Annotated in this window: 15 protein-coding genes; 6 read left to right on the forward strand and 9 right to left on the reverse strand. The window is 50.2% G+C overall.

The genetic code is table 11. The features are described 5' to 3' along the window. Positions 1-48: 48 nt before the first annotated feature. On the reverse strand, positions 49-1,344 hold the full coding sequence (locus C7A19_RS15200; protein ID WP_116645335.1) for a DUF945 family protein: 1,296 nt from the start codon (positions 1,342-1,344) through the stop codon (positions 49-51). 183 nt (positions 1,345-1,527) lie between these two features. On the opposite strand from C7A19_RS15200, the gene C7A19_RS15205 reads away from it, so the two are divergent. From C7A19_RS15205 to C7A19_RS15215, 3 genes are all read left to right on the forward strand, one after another. Further along, complete coding sequence (locus C7A19_RS15205; RefSeq protein ID WP_077658739.1) at positions 1,528-3,483, forward strand: ATP-binding protein; 1,956 nt, start codon at positions 1,528-1,530, stop codon at positions 3,481-3,483. Further along, entirely contained in the window at positions 3,480-3,980 is a 501-nt protein-coding gene (locus C7A19_RS15210) for a response regulator (RefSeq protein WP_069362697.1), read from the forward strand. Before C7A19_RS15205 ends, C7A19_RS15210 begins: the two co-directional genes overlap by 4 nt. 133 nt (positions 3,981-4,113) lie before the next feature. Continuing rightward, positions 4,114-4,662 carry a hypothetical protein gene (locus C7A19_RS15215; protein WP_069362696.1) on the forward strand — a complete coding sequence of 183 codons (549 nt, stop codon included), beginning with the start codon at positions 4,114-4,116 and terminating at the stop codon, positions 4,660-4,662. Between the two features lie 101 nt (positions 4,663-4,763). Here C7A19_RS15215 and C7A19_RS15220 read toward each other — a convergent pair whose 3' ends face one another. The 4 genes from C7A19_RS15220 to C7A19_RS15235 all read right to left on the reverse strand — a co-directional run bounded on the left by C7A19_RS15220 (position 4,764) and on the right by C7A19_RS15235 (position 9,034). After that, the gene (locus C7A19_RS15220) at positions 4,764-5,612 is read right to left on the reverse strand and encodes a universal stress protein (RefSeq protein WP_069362695.1); all 849 of its coding nucleotides are present in this window, start codon (positions 5,610-5,612) and stop codon (positions 4,764-4,766) included. Between the two features lie 11 nt (positions 5,613-5,623). Continuing rightward, complete coding sequence (locus tag C7A19_RS15225; protein WP_069362694.1) at positions 5,624-7,138, reverse strand: SulP family inorganic anion transporter; 1,515 nt, start codon at positions 7,136-7,138, stop codon at positions 5,624-5,626. A 278-nt stretch (positions 7,139-7,416) separates the two neighbouring features. Further along, positions 7,417-8,622, reverse strand: coding sequence for an MFS transporter (locus tag C7A19_RS15230; RefSeq protein ID WP_077487108.1), 1,206 nt, complete (start codon positions 8,620-8,622; stop codon positions 7,417-7,419). A 70-nt stretch (positions 8,623-8,692) separates the two neighbouring features. Next, on the reverse strand, positions 8,693-9,034 hold the full coding sequence (locus C7A19_RS15235; protein ID WP_077459254.1) for a TraR/DksA C4-type zinc finger protein: 342 nt from the start codon (positions 9,032-9,034) through the stop codon (positions 8,693-8,695). A gap of 271 nt (positions 9,035-9,305) precedes the next feature. Between C7A19_RS15235 and C7A19_RS15240 the strand changes: the two genes are divergently transcribed. Further along, positions 9,306-10,316: a Preprotein translocase subunit SecY gene (locus C7A19_RS15240; protein WP_116645336.1), complete on the forward strand. Its 1,011-nt coding sequence runs from the start codon at positions 9,306-9,308 to the stop codon at positions 10,314-10,316. On the opposite strand, the gene C7A19_RS15245 is transcribed toward C7A19_RS15240, so the two are convergent. Next, the gene (locus C7A19_RS15245; RefSeq protein ID WP_116645337.1) at positions 10,313-10,690 is read right to left on the reverse strand and encodes a hypothetical protein; all 378 of its coding nucleotides are present in this window, start codon (positions 10,688-10,690) and stop codon (positions 10,313-10,315) included. The two genes, C7A19_RS15240 and C7A19_RS15245, sit on opposite strands and share 4 nt — an antisense overlap. 182 nt (positions 10,691-10,872) lie before the next feature. Here C7A19_RS15245 and C7A19_RS15250 point away from each other — a divergent pair, with 182 nt between their 5' ends. Both C7A19_RS15250 and C7A19_RS15255 read left to right on the forward strand, forming a co-directional pair. Then, entirely contained in the window at positions 10,873-11,595 is a 723-nt protein-coding gene (locus tag C7A19_RS15250) for an AzlC family ABC transporter permease (RefSeq protein ID WP_116645338.1), read from the forward strand. Continuing rightward, a complete protein-coding gene (locus tag C7A19_RS15255; protein ID WP_077521533.1) occupies positions 11,592-11,912 on the forward strand; it encodes an AzlD domain-containing protein in 321 nt (106 codons plus the stop codon). Before C7A19_RS15250 ends, C7A19_RS15255 begins: the two co-directional genes overlap by 4 nt. A gap of 128 nt (positions 11,913-12,040) precedes the next feature. Here C7A19_RS15255 and C7A19_RS15260 read toward each other — a convergent pair whose 3' ends face one another. The 3 genes from C7A19_RS15260 to C7A19_RS15270 all read right to left on the reverse strand — a co-directional run bounded on the left by C7A19_RS15260 (position 12,041) and on the right by C7A19_RS15270 (position 14,636). Next, entirely contained in the window at positions 12,041-12,316 is a 276-nt protein-coding gene (locus tag C7A19_RS15260) for a YrhK family protein (RefSeq protein WP_069362687.1), read from the reverse strand. A gap of 54 nt (positions 12,317-12,370) precedes the next feature. Further along, a complete protein-coding gene (locus C7A19_RS15265; RefSeq protein WP_116645339.1) occupies positions 12,371-12,664 on the reverse strand; it encodes a DUF3955 domain-containing protein in 294 nt (97 codons plus the stop codon). Positions 12,665-12,752: 88 nt separating this feature from the next. Beyond that, positions 12,753-14,636 (reverse strand): methyl-accepting chemotaxis protein, encoded by a 1,884-nt coding sequence (locus tag C7A19_RS15270; protein WP_116645340.1) that lies wholly within the window; start codon positions 14,634-14,636, stop codon positions 12,753-12,755. Between the last annotated feature and the right edge of the window lie 189 nt (positions 14,637-14,825).

Here is a 14,825-nt window from a genome sequence, read left to right on the forward strand (position 1 = left end):
ATGGATAACTAAGGGCACCGACGTCTCCAGTCAGTGCCCATGCGGCATTTACATCAGCATAAACATGACAAATTGCACCAGCGGTACAGCAGTGCCATTAGAGGTGACGACTTGGTTTCCCTCGATTTTGGCAGTCAGCACGGTATTTTTATCGGTTTGTGTGACAAAGCCCGCTTTGGTCAGATCTTGTATTTTTGCTTGCCATGGTGACTGTGTCAGCACCCCGTTGGGTACCGAGATATCCAGATCACCACTGACCTGATTGACCAGTTGTTGGAGATTGAATACGCCAGTTGGATCACTCTCTTTCACATCGACGTGCATGTCGACACTGATATCCCCTTCTGGCACGGTTAAGTTGGCAGGCGACAAATCAATCGATAACCCCGACTGCAACAATTGCACCAAAGCTTGATCAAAGGCCTCCATACTCACTGGCGCGCCACCTTCTTGCCACTGCGACGAGAGTAACGCGATTTGGGACATGGCACTGTAATCAAGATGATTGGCATCGAGTGCCACCACCAAGTTCCGCCACTGCGTGTTGTTCGGTAACGCCACCGTCCCTACTGTCAATTGGTTGGTATTGTTTAGCTGACGGGTTGACGCTGACTCAGACGCAACCAACTGATTCCCTATCTCAAGCTCTACATTATCCAGCTTTAAGGATTGACCACTGACATCACTGAAGTGCGCTTGCTCGAGCGATAAAGATTGTTCACCAATCCACAGACCATCTTGCAAATAGCCACTTCCTGACCCCGACACGCTATCCACTTTGAGTTGCTGCCCACTGTCGTCATTGAAGGCCAGTGCAGGTAAAGAGAAGGTGGCTTTAACATGCCCTTTGCGGTCAATCTCACCTTGTAGACTTAGCTCACTCGCGGTCAGATTGCTGCTCGCCTCTGATAACGAGAAAGGCGCGACGGTAAGGTGATAATCGGATGCCCCTGTCATCAAGGTATCCAGCTCTAAACGAATTGGGGTTGGGTTACCGGGCCACGCTCTTTGCGTGATCGCTTGTAGCTCAGGCGTCATCACTAACGTGTTGCTTGACGACACGCCAAATACACCGTGCGAGATCTCTGAGGCGATTTCGTAGCTAACGGGTAGGCCCGACTGCGCAAGCATCGCTTTGGTTTCACCCTGAAATGCGACACGCGTGACCGCCTGCGAGGTTAAATACCCGCGCTCATACGTCTGCTGCTCGAGGGTAAATTCTGGGGTTGAACGCTGGTCGACTTCTCGCTCATACATCGAGTGTGCAATCTGGCCAGTCGCAAACGGCCAACACGCCACAATCGCTAGGCCACCAGCGATGGCACCATACTTTCCTAAAAACATGTTTTCTTTGCCTCAAGCATGCGAAAAGCCATAGTGTAACTAAAATTAGGCGCTGAAGATAACGCCCTGTCATAGCGCAGCATAATATACCGAGAGTATCGTCATGAATGTCGACCATTTCGCATCATTGTGATGGATAAATGCATACAATAAACGCATCGTCGTGGTAAATCAGCAGAGTCTATGAATCCTTTCGTTATATTGTGCATTGACCAAGACCCTTTCGTGGTAGAGCAGTTGTCTCACGACCTCGCGCCGTTTCGTGATGTGTTTGATCTTTGCAGTGCAGAGACCCCTGACGACGCCTATACCATGCTCGACGACTTTGAGGCTAACGAGCAACAGGTGGCATTACTGATCTGCCATAACCTTGCTGGCGATCACCAAGGCATCGATTTATTGGTCAATGTCGACAATCACGCGGCTAGCCAAGGCGCACGAACTGTTTTGCTCAGCGAAGCACCGCAATACGATATTATTTTGCAGGCGGTGAATGAGGGCCGACTCAATTATTGTATGCACAAGCCTTGGCGAGCCGAGGAGATGCAGCGTGTCGCCGAAAAAGAACTGACTACCTACGTGTTGCGCTATTGCCAACATGATTTACTGCGCTACGCTGAAGTGTTAGATCACCGCACCTTATTAGATGCCCAAGTTGAGCGCGAGATAAGCCAGTTTCAAGCGCAATTGTTAGCGCCAGGCGAGACCGACAAAGCGGCCATTGCTGATCGCGTGATCGCCGGTTTATATGCGTTTTTTGAAGGCAACGATGAGAGTCGCGCGTGCCGCACCTACAGTGCCAACCATGTGTTGACCAAAGAAAATCAAGACAATGCATTTTTGTGGTTTATCACCGATGGCGACGTTGGGCTGTATAAAACAGATGACGAAGGGCAAGAGCATCATGTCTCCACCCTGTCTTCCGGCAGCTTAATTGGCAGTATGTCGTTTGTGACCGGAGACGTTTCTTTCTCCACGGGTCGCACTCTCACTCGGACGCAGGTGATCAAAATCGATCATGCATTATTTAGTAAAATAATGACCAGTCGCTCTGAGCTGCTGCCCTTGTTTATTCAATACCTGTTGCTGCACTTTAACCAACGCTTAAAGCGCAGTATCGATACCGAAATCCAGCTGCAGCAAACGCTCGCCTCACTGGACGAGGCCAACCGCCAGTTATTAGAAAAAGAAAAGATGGCACTACTGGGGCAACTCGTGGCGGGCGTCGCTCACGAACTCAATAACCCAGTGTCAGCGATTTTACGTAACAGTGATGCACTCGCAGACGCTCTAGAGGAAGTGGCAAAAACGCCGTTGGCCTCAGCCAGCCGCGAGCAAGCCCTGTCGCTTTTACAAACAAACCGCGAGAGTACCCCTTTATCAACGGCGACGGCGCGAACCTATACCCGCACCTTAAGCGACGTCACCGGGGATAAACGTATCGCGCGCGATTTAGTCAACATCGGACTATATCAACCTGAAGATATCCAAGCCTGGCAACAACATCTGGGTAAGGACTTTAGTCGCGAACTCACTACCTGGAAGCAATACGCCCGCTGTGGGCGGTTATTACGCTCTAATCATGTGTGCGCGGCGCGTATTGCCGATCTCGTCAAAAGCTTACGCACCTACGCCCGTCAAGACAGTGAACAGCGCCAACGCACCCGTATTATTGAAAACATTGACGATACCCTCACCTTATTTGAGCATCGACTCAAGCCTCACCAATTGGAAAAGCGCTATGACTGGGTGCCCGATATTATCGCTCAGCCTTCTGCCTTGGCGCAGGTGTGGACAAACCTCATTGCCAATGCCTTAGATGCGATGCAAACACCAGGCACCCTGACCGTGACAGTAAAAACACTCAATGACCAAGCCTCTGGCACGATAGAAGTATCGATCAGTGATACCGGCACCGGTATGACGCCTGAGCAGCAAGAAAAAATGTTTGCGTTAAATTACACCACCAAACGCGAAGGCCACTTTGGTTTAGGCATTGGCCTGACCATGTGTCAAACCATTATCCATGAGCAAGGCGGGGATATTCAGGTTCGCTCCCAGCCAGGTATCGGTACCACAATGGCCGTCACCTTACCCATTGAACTTCCCGCCTCTGTCAGTAAGGAGCCCCAACGATGAGCCAATATTTAGTCCTATGTGTCGATGATGAGCGTGACGTGCTCGATAGCGTGGTCGATGACTTGCAAGGGTTTACCGACCACTTTGAGATAGAAGCTGCAGAATCAGTCGCAGAAGCACGAGAAGTCATTGCGGACATGGCCGCAGAAGGCACCAAGCTGGCACTGATTCTGTGTGATCATATTATGCCCGGCGAGCTAGGCGTAGAGTTTTTGATTGAGTTAGCCCATCAGCCAGAGACCGCATCGACGCGCAAAGTGTTACTGACCGGCCAGGCAGGGTTGGAAGACACAGTCTCTGCGGTTAATCACGCCAGTTTGCACTATTACCTCGCTAAACCTTGGCAAAAAGAGACCTTGGTCAGTGTGGTGACCGACCAGCTCACCAGCTATGTCATCGCGCATGAAGCCAATTTATTGCCATGGACCAGCGTACTGGACACGCCTCGGATTGTAGAGGCCATCAATCGCAACAAATGGGATATGGGCGCAGAGTAGTCGCCAAGCTAGCCCGTACCACCCGGTCGGTCAAAAATCGGTAAAAAAGCCTGACTCACGGGCGGATGTGCTTGTTTCTGCGCGCAATCGTCTTATAGAATGATTTGAACACCAATAACAAGTGGAATTGATAATGCGTAAATCTCTTTTAGCCAGCGCGATTGTCGCTTTGGCTTCGTTCAGCGCCGTGGCCAATGAAGAAGACGCCAACCTCACCACCATGAGTAACTTCAGTTACGACTATCTGGAAGGACGCATCGGTGTTAGCCCACTCACCTATGGTGCAGGATTTAGCATGTCGATCCATCCCAACGCGCACGTACGCGTCGAAGCGGATACCGAATTTGATTCCGATTGGGACACAGCGGCTGGGATTGGCTTTCATGCGCCCATTAACAACTGGGCAGACTTAACCGGTGAGCTACTCGCGCGTGGCGTGAACAAAGATAACTTTGACAGCGATGTCGGCTTGGAAGTTAACCTAGGCATACGCCAGTGGCTTGGGCCACAAGTTGAAGTAGGCGGTGAAATTGGCCTGCTAACTGTCGATGACGAAGAAGATACCTTTGGCTCTGCCTACGGGCGCTTCCATGCCACTGAACTCTTCTCACTGGGGGCAGCCTACCGGGTTAACGAGTGGTACGGTGACCAATTTATGTTTACCACACGCTTTAAATACTGATAGCGCCACGCATAGCGTGCATTGCCGCTAGATGGCGACAGTCAGATCAAAAAAACCCGCATCGCTGCGGGTTTTTTATTGCTATCGTTGTCCGCTCGCGATTAACGGATCAATAACATGGGTACTGTCGACTCGACCAGCAATTTAGTGGTATTGCTCCCCACAAAGAACTGACGTAATTTTGAGTGACCGTAGGCTCCCATCACGATCAATCCAACTTGATTGGACGCTTGGTACTCTAAAATCGCTCGATGAACGTCGCCGGTTAGCTGAGCCTCAACCACATCGACGCCCGCTGTTTTCAAGCGCTCGGCTGCGCGTTTAAACGCTGCCAGCTTTTCTTGCGAATCTTCTACCATCACCAAGTGACAAGTCATTCCTGCCAACAGCGGGGTGCTCAATGCTTTTTCCACTAGCTTTTCGCTGATATCGCTGCCATCGAACGCTAATAAGTAGCTTTCAGGTGTTGAAAACTCGCCGTTAGCCACCAAGGTATGCGCTTTAATCGAGCGCACCACGCTTTCAAGCTGTGAGCCGATTGCCTTGGTATCGTTTTGGTGCAACTCACCGGATTTACCCAAGACTAGCACTCGCGTCTGTGGCTCGATATCAAGCAGGGTTTCCACCAAGTTGCCATGACGCTGCAATTTGCGCACGTCTTCCAGCCCTTTGGCTTTAGCGTCTTCTTCCAACTCAGACAGCAAGGCTTTGCCGTGCTTCATTTCCAGCTTGGCACGCTGCTCATCCAGCTCCACCAGCTCTTGTAGCAGTTGTTCACGGCTGCCCACGCCCAAGTTGCCTGATAGTTCAGGCTCCGCTTGGTGTGAGGATTTATCCAGCACATGCAAAAGTGTCAAAGGCACAGACAAGCGCTTGGCGGCCCAAACGCTTAAATCTGCGACTTGCTTTGAATAATGCGGGCCATCTACGCACGCGGTAATTTGTTCCATGGTCGGTCTCCTTAGTGGCCACCCATCATTTTTTCTACTTCTTCGGGCTTATCGTGCACGCCGAACTTATCGACGATGGTCGCAGTCGCATCATTCATGCCGACGATATTCACCTCGGTACCCTCACGGCGGAATTTAATAACCACCTTATCAAGGACAGACACGGAGGTAATATCCCAAAAGTGCGCTGCCGAGAGATCGATGGTGACACGCTCCAACGCTTCTTTGAAGTCAAACGACGACAAAAATTGATCTGACGAGGCAAAAAAGACTTGACCCACAACACGATAGGTACGTGCATCGCCGTTGTCCTCCGGCTCGCTTTTCACCACCATAAAGCGACCAATCTTATTGGCAAAGAACAAGGCCGCGAGTAACACCCCAACTAGCACGCCGATCGCAAGGTTGTGGGTGAGCACCACGACCACCACGGTCGAGACCATGACGATATTGGTTGATAGCGGGTGTGACTTCAGGTTAACGATCGACTCCCAAGAGAAGGTACCGATAGACACCATGATCATTACCGCCACCAGTGCGGCCATCGGGATTTGGCTGATCCAATCGCTTAAGAACACCACCATAATCAGCAGTAGCACACCGGCGAACAAGGTAGAAAGACGACCACGTCCACCGGATTTAATATTAATGACCGACTGACCAATCATCGCACAACCGGCCATACCGCCCAAGAAACCAGTGGCGATATTGGCAACACCTTGACCTTTACACTCACGGTTTTTCTCACTGTCTGTGTCGGTCAGGTCGTCAACGATGGTGGCAGTCATCATTGACTCCAACAAGCCCACCACAGCCAATGCCGCTGAGTATGGGAAGATAATCGCCAAGGTTTCAACGTTTAGCGGCACATCCGGCCATAGGAAAACCGGCAAGGTATCAGGCAAATCACCCATGTCACCCACAGTACGCAAGTCCAGGTTATACGCCATGGCAATACCGGTCAGAATGAGAATGCACATCAACGGAGAAGGAAGGACTTTGCCAATACGCGGAACGTAAGGGAAAAGATAAATAATCGCTAAGCCTGCAGCCGTCATCGGATACACATGCCACATGATTTCGGTCTCGCGGATGATTTCCGGACCAATAAGCTCTGGCAACTGCGCCATAAAGATCAGGATCGCGAGCGCGTTGACAAACCCGGTTACCACTGAGCGAGAAACAAAACGCATCAGGTTTCCGAGTTTTAAATAACCGGCCGCAATTTGAAGTATCCCGGTTAGCACAGTCGCCGCCAATAGGTACTCAAGCCCATGCTCTTTTACCAAGGTCACCATCAACAGTGCCATCGCACCGGTTGCGGCGGAAATCATGCCCGGGCGTCCGCCCACAAAGGCAATAATCACGGCGATACTAAAGGAGGCGTAAAGGCCGACTTTCGGATCCACACCGGCAATAATCGAGAAGGCAATCGCTTCTGGGATCAAAGCCAATGCCACAACGATACCCGCAAGCATATCGCCGCGTACATTGGAGAACCAATCACGCTGAATTCTATCTATCATGAACGTCTCTACAAAATTGGGTTAAAAAAGGTGTCGCGCGCATTTCAGGCCTGATTTCACCTGAAAATCAAAACGCGTGATCCTAGTCACTTATTGACCAAGCGTCAACTCCCCTTTTTTAGCCCAATAAAGACTTATTTTTTATAAATCATATAGTTAATCTATGATTGTGATATTTTTGACGCAGATTTATTTCATTCTTTTCTTCAGCCCTCTTTTTCGCTTGCTTTGGCCATCAGGCAAAGGTCGCTTTCGCACACCACGTTCAGCGCTGCCGTTTATAGGCGTGGATACACAGGCACTAGCAATACGGTAAAGGAGAGAATCAACCCAATCAGGGCATAAATCAGTTGGTTAAGCGTCCAACCGATATCGATAACCATGCCGAACACCCAAGGTGCCAAGGCGGTGGACAGGATCATCATGCCCGTCACCAGAGAACGAATGGCACCAATATGCGAGACCCCGTACATTTCTGCCCATAAGGTATTAATCACCGGATTGGTTGCGCCAATCGCTAAACCGAAAAGGCACATGAAAAGCGGTGCGGCAAGGGTGTGATTAACATTGGCAATCACCATTAGGCCGAGAACGAGTGGAATGGGGATTAAGATAAGCACATTTCGCGACCGGTATTTATCAATCAGGCTGCCGGAGATAACAGAACTCAACCAATGCACGGCCCCGTAAAAGACGAAACTGCCCGCTAATACACCTGGCGTCCACTGTTTGGCTGCCAGAATAAAGTCCTGTTGGATAAATACGCCGGTCACCAAAAACGGCGTCACCAAGGCAATGGGTATGATCATCCAAAAGCGCCAGTCGCGAATCACTTGTCGTCGGCTGGCATCACTGGCTTGGTTTTGATGGTCTGCTTCGATGCGCGTCCGTTTAAGATCGGCTTTTCGGACCAGAAATAGCACCAGTGGTAAAAACACCACTAACAGGGTGGCTCCAATGAATAACCAGCTTTCTCGCCAGCCTAAAAACGCGATTAAGCCAATGACAATTGAGGGTAAAACCACCTCACCAATGGCGACCCCACTGCCGACTAAGCTAATGGCTTTGCCTTTGTCTTGCTGGGCACGCTTAATCACAGTGGCCTGCGCGATGTGAGGCAAAAAGCCTTGTCCGCAAAACCGCAATAGAAAGAACCCCACCAACAGCCCTATCACACTGTCAACGGAGTACATCAGCGCACACGCGATCATCAGTAACATGGCGAAAAAGATCAGGAGTTTGTCGACCCGTATACGATCCACCACACCACCAAAGCTAATCACCAACACACTACTGGTCATAGTGGCAATGGCGTAGATCCCGCCGTAGGTGGCATCACTTAATAGCAGCGCCTCTTTAAGACTGCTGCCATACCAGCTGATGAAAAACGATTGGCCAATGTTGCCAAAAAAGATCGACAGAAAGCCAAAAGCAATTAACGGCCATTGGTTTTTTATCAAAATCGCATAAGATCGCGCGAACATATATTCCCATTAATAACTGATATAACCTGGTGGTGGCTCAACGAGTCGTTCTTCTCGAAGGCGCTAATACTCATGCCTGTTTCTCCTCACAGGCCACACAACGTTGTGCGCAGGGATCAATTTCAAGGCGCTTCGGGTTGATCGGTTCGTCACAATCCAGACAAAACCCATAATCCTCATCTTCAATGCGCTTAATGGCTGCTCTAACCTGTAATAAGCGTTCTTTTCGACGCCTCTTTTGTTCAAGCGCCATTTGTTGGCCCTGCATCGCATCCATTCGCGACAAGCGGCCGACACTTTGTTGGTCTAGTGTAACCGTACTATCCGCCCCATTTTGTTCTCCTACCTCTAGTTCAGCCAACAGCTCGGCTTCTAGCGCGGATAACTGAGCATGAAAGTTATTAAGATCCATACTTGAATTCCTTAGCTATCAGTATTTGCCTTAACCAGAGGCTTACTATGACATTTTCCTCTATAGAGAGGAAATCATGCGGCTCGATACTCTCTGATAGTGACTAATAGGCAAATCCTAACTGAGTTGACGATGCTTTTTAGCGCAGGTTGGTGAGGAAGCAGGCATTCATTGGAATTTTCACACCTGCCTAACACACAAATCGGCTGAGATGCGCTAGGCTTTGCGCCCTCTCAATATCACAGACAATAACAACAATATGAATCCAGTCATGTCAGCGCCAACCAAGATGGCGTTACGCTTCCCCAAAGGGCGATTCGCCATGTTAAGTGTGTACAGCTTTACCGGCGCCGCCATTGTGGCTTCTTCCATTTTTTCCCTGCTGCTTTTTTTATCCCTTGACGATAACCCGCTGATGCAGTGGTTGTTCGGGGCACTGGCAGTGATTTTTGAAGCGGGTAAGTTTTATGCATGGTACGAGTTTGGTGAGCGCCGGGCGCACGGCAACTATGTGGGCGCCCTGTCAGCCTTGGCTTTTTATCTCATTTTGGCCTTAATCTCGATTGGCGGCAGTATTGGCGGCATCAATAGTGCCACCAATGCCGCGCAAAGTGAGCAGCGCCAAGCCCAAGCGCAGATTGACGCTTATAACCGGCAAATCAACGCCATCGAGCAACAAATCACGTTGAACAATCAAGCCGCCGAGCGTTATATCGAATTGGATAGAATTGCGACGGGTGTGGCGCGATTACAAAAAGAAAACAACCAATTACGCAAAGAGCAACAGCAGCTCGCGTTAGAGCGCGATAGCTTACCCGCGGTGGCACAGGGATCCATCTTGGGGTTGATTAGCAATCTTGCGAACACCTTGGGCGTCAGTGCCGATCAGGCCCAATCTTGGCTGGTGATTTTTCTCTCTGTGTTGCTCGATGTATTCGCCGCTTTCTTTGTCGGCGTGATTGGTGAAGAGCAGCGTTTCCGCCATTGGTATCGTCACCCACATGCCACACCCCCTACGCCTGTGAACACTAAGGAGTCTTCTCGTGTTAATGAGATAAACACGGAATCCATAACGCCTTCAGAAGTTCCTAACGAGGATGTAGATTCGCCTTATGCCGATATCAAAGCCGCGTTAGCCGCCAAAACGTTACGTTGTAGCAAGAAAGCCGTGATGGCGGAGTATGCACTAAGCCAAGAGGCCGTCGATACCCTATTTACCCACTTACAACAACAGGGATTGGTCGCCAAAAAGCCGAACCACCATTATCACTGGGTGGGTTAAGCCAACAGCGTCAATAGACCGCTGAGTATCATGGCGGGAAGCCCACTTAAAAACAGCCACAGTCCGAGCTTGTCATCGGGTTGTGACGATGAATCGAGCACCATCGCGCGCTGTTGAGCCGTGAGCGCCCGCTGTGTCACTGAATCACGGTACCAATAGCGGCTTTTATGACGACTGTACGTCACAAGCCCCGCCACCGACCAAACGAGCCCCCCGACGTAAAATGCACCATCCCCAAACGTCGTCAATGTGACCCATCCCACCTGCCATGCGCCAACCAGAGCGGCACTGGCTATTGCCGTTGACACTAACCAAACATAGAGAAAATGCACGCTTGGCGATGTTGATCCCTTCAGGCGATGCGGTGCTTTCATCGTGTTTCCTTTCTGTGTCTTAGTGAGCCACTCTGGCTGTTGATAATCCCATCTCTTTGCGGCATGGCGGTGATGTGATACAAACATCTTGTAAGTTTGTTAATCAGTACGTTACCTGACCTTTTAGCACCTTACCGATAAAAACAATTTATAACTAAGCAAATACAACAAAAAGGTGATCTATGCATAAGGCTGCACAAGAGGTGCATGCGCCTGAGGCATCACTATGGCGCGCATTGGGCGATGTTAGTCCGCTGTGCCTCGCCGTCCTGCCTTGGGGGATACTCTGCGGTTCATTAGGGCTGCAAATGGGATTCAGTGCGCTGCAAACACAAGCCATGTCATTACTGGTTTTTGCAGGGGCGGTGCAATTGTCTGGCACCATGATGGTGGGCAATGCGGCGGGCTTGCCAGCGGTGCTCGGTTCCACACTGGTGATTAGCGCACGGCACCTTCTCTATGGTGCCCACTTTCGTCAGTACATCACTCCCTTGCCGCTTAAATGGCGTCTCGGCCTCGGCTTTTTACTGACCGATGAAATGTATGCGCTTTCAACCGCACACACCAGCAAACATGGTAGATTTTCTAAACACTACGCCCTCTATACGGGCGCCGCGTTTTATATCGGTTGGAACCTTGCCACCTTGGCGGGGATTCTAGCGGGCTCTCAGCTGAAAGCTTTGGAAGCCATCGGGCTCGACTTTGCCATTGCGGCCACCTTTATCGCCCTGACCGTACCCAGTATAAAAACCCGTCCCGTGCTACTTTGTGCCTTGGCAAGCGGTATCAGTATGCTGCTGTTCACCTATTACCACACCCCTAACGCATTAATCATTGCAACTGGCGTAGGTATGGTCGCAGGGCTAATGACTGAATCGTTACCGACACGGAGGGCAGCAACATGAGTTACTGGTTAATCATCGTCGCCATGGCGCTGATCACCTTCTCAGTGCGTTATCTGCTGCTGGCACGTAGCATCCCTGTGCGCATTGGTCCGCGGTTGCAACGACTCCTTACCTACTCTGCACCGGCGGTTCTAACCGCGTTATGGGTACCGATTGTCTTCTTTCCCGAGGATAAGCTGGCTATTTCGACCACCAATCCTTATTTACTGGGTGCTTTAGTCGCGATCGGTTTAGCCTGTACCCGGTTATCCACCTTGTTAGTGGTCGGGCTATCGATTGGCTTTTTTGTTGCCCTTCAGCTCTGGGTTCTGGGATAAATAGCGATAATAAACCAACCAGTGCGATGCCACTATAGCAAGAGGCAGGGTCATCACCCTGCCTCTTGGGTTTATTCGCCTCTTGGCTCAGAGGCTAATGAATTTATAATTGATTGAGTAACCGTTGGTTATGCTGTGTTCTGCGCCCGTTGTTGCACGCGCGAGACATGGACTAGGCCCATCAATTTGATACTCGGCTTCAGTAACAATTGCGCGCTACCCACAATAAACAACCATGTTCCGCTTTCTATTAACGCATCATTGAGAAAAAAGAAGCTCCCGATCAAAAACCAAATCGCAATTAGCAAATCGTTAAATGCCCCCAACGCTTCATAGCGACGCTGGATCACCAAGTGCTTATTACCAATATCAATATCCAGTTCTGGGCCATTGCGCTGTATCATCTTGCCTCCTCTGGACCTTGGTATTAACAATCAGGCGTTAAATGGTTTGTGGCATTAACAATCAAGGTGTTGCCGTTTAATGCCTAGCATGGTTATCACCATGTTGACAACAAACATGACTGCACTCAATCCTAAAAACAACCAGGCTAGCGGGATGAATGCGAACGGTTCGTTTGGACTGCCGTTGGCAGCAACGTGTGGCGTGGAAAGGTTGAAGGCGAGCAGGCAACCCGTGCCGATGAGGAAGAGGATAAACGAGGTACGAAAGTGTCGCAGTAGGGTTAACATAAAACCTTTTTCTGTTGCTTCAGTATCCTTTAGGACTGAGCACCACAGCAAAAGTTCCATTCCTCTCACATTTTTTTTCAAAAAAACCGCTACCTTGCATGATGCGTGGGTAGCGGCTGATTCATTTAGCGTCTTGGTCGACGGTGCATCAAAGCTTATACGTCGATACCTTGTCGCTCAGCTGTGTTGCCTGACTACGCAGATTATCCGCCTCTTGCGAGGTATCGTTAGCACTGCTTACCAAGTGCTCAGACACATCTTTGATAGAGGTGATGTTTTGTGTGATTTCACTTGTCACATGGGTTTGCTCTTCTGCCGCGGTCGCGATTTGCGTCGCCATATCACTGATCTGATTGACCGCTGCATCAATCTCACTCAGAGCTGCCGTGGCTTTATCCACATCAGACACAGAATCGCCCGCCAACACTGAGCTGCTTTCCATGGTCGATACCGCGCTTGCCGTCGTAGTTTGCAACGTCTCAATCGTGGATTTAATTTCTTCGGTCGAAGCATGGGTACGCTGCGACAGAATACGCACCTCGTCAGCGACGACGGCAAAGCCTCGCCCTTGCTCACCCGCTCGCGCTGCCTCAATGGCCGCGTTGAGTGCAAGCAAGTTGGTTTGCTCCGCAATCCCTTGAATGGTCGACAGTACCGTCGAAATCTCCTGCGAGTGCTTATCTAGTTCGGCAACAATAGTGCTGGCTTGTTTCAACTCATCCGACAACCGAGTGATCGATGTTTTGGTATTTTCAACCACCGCACGCCCATTATCAGTGCTCGCGGTCGATTCTTGCGCCGTATTCGCGGTGTGTTCAGCATGCGAGGCGATCTCTTGTGTCGCAGAGGCCAACTCGGTGACGGCGGTGGCCACCATGGTCACTTCTTGCTGCTGCTGATTAATGTCATCCACGTTGCGGCGTGCCCGTTCCGTACTGCTGTCCGACTGCGACGTGAGTTGGTCGGCTTGCTCGCGAATATGACTAATCAACTGATGCATACTCCCCACAAAGGTGTTGAAGTTTTTCGCCAGTTGCCCCACTTCATCTTCACTTTCAACGTCAATGCGTTGAGTCAGATCACCGCTACCATGGGCAATTTGCTCGAGGGCATTAGAGACATTGGTCAACGGTCTAAATAGAATATTCACCAGCAGATTGAACAGCAGCGTACAGGCAATAACCACTGCAATTGTCACCGCAATTTGCCCCCAGACTGCATCAAACAGTGGCGCGACTAAGGAGTCATAGTTAATCACGGTGACAGTGATTAATCCGGTATCTTTAATGGGCTTGGCATATACCACACTTTCTTCCCCACCCACGTCGGCCATCACACTTTCACCGGAATTCATGGCGGACTTCACCGTACTAAAAGACAAGCCTAGCTGGTTAATTGGCTCCTTGAGTAAGTCGGTGTTCGCGTGGGTAAAAATATTGCCTTCGCTGTTGGCGATAAACATATAGCCATTACCCGGCAAGATCACCTTCTCGAGACCTTCGATAATGTCACCAATTTCAACATCCGCCCCGAGTACCAAAGTATCGCCGTTGAACTGGAGCGCTTTACCTAACGACACCACATTGGCGCCGGTTGCCGCTGCAACCGTCGGGTTATCCATAAACACACTCGACGGGTCCGCTTTGGCGTTGATATACCAACCCCATTTGCGCGGATCGTCATTGCCCGGCGGTAGCACAACACCATTCGCGTTATCTTGACTGCCATCTGGGTAGGCGAGGAAGACGTTGTCAAAGCCACCCGCATCGCGCACTTGCTTAAGGTGGGTGACCATATTGTTCTCATCGGCCTCGCTGGTCAGTGAGGTCATCGCACGCTCTTTTGAAGCAACCCAGTCAGACACATATTGATTGTATGATGCCGTGGTACTTTCCAGCCGCTGTGCCACTTCGGTGTCCAACCGGGCAAGTGATGCACGAAACGATAACGCTTCAACGAGCAAACCACCGATAATGATGGCCACACTCGCCGACAGCGCGAGCTTGTGTTTGAGGGAGAGTTTTTTAAACATAACTGCCTTGTTTGTCTGTCATAGTGTTTTAATAATGATTTTAGTAAAACAGCCTTATTTGCCACCCGCAAAATAAGCGCCATACAACTGATAGGTATATCACAACAATTGTGTAAGAGAATTACTCAAGCTGTTGTCAACAGGCGATAAAATAACCAAGGTTATGCAACGCCTCTGGCGTTAAGCCTC

The sequence above is a fragment of the Salinivibrio sp. HTSP genome (assembly GCF_003390965.1).
GTDB classification, from domain to species: Bacteria; Pseudomonadota; Gammaproteobacteria; order Enterobacterales; family Vibrionaceae; genus Salinivibrio; species Salinivibrio kushneri.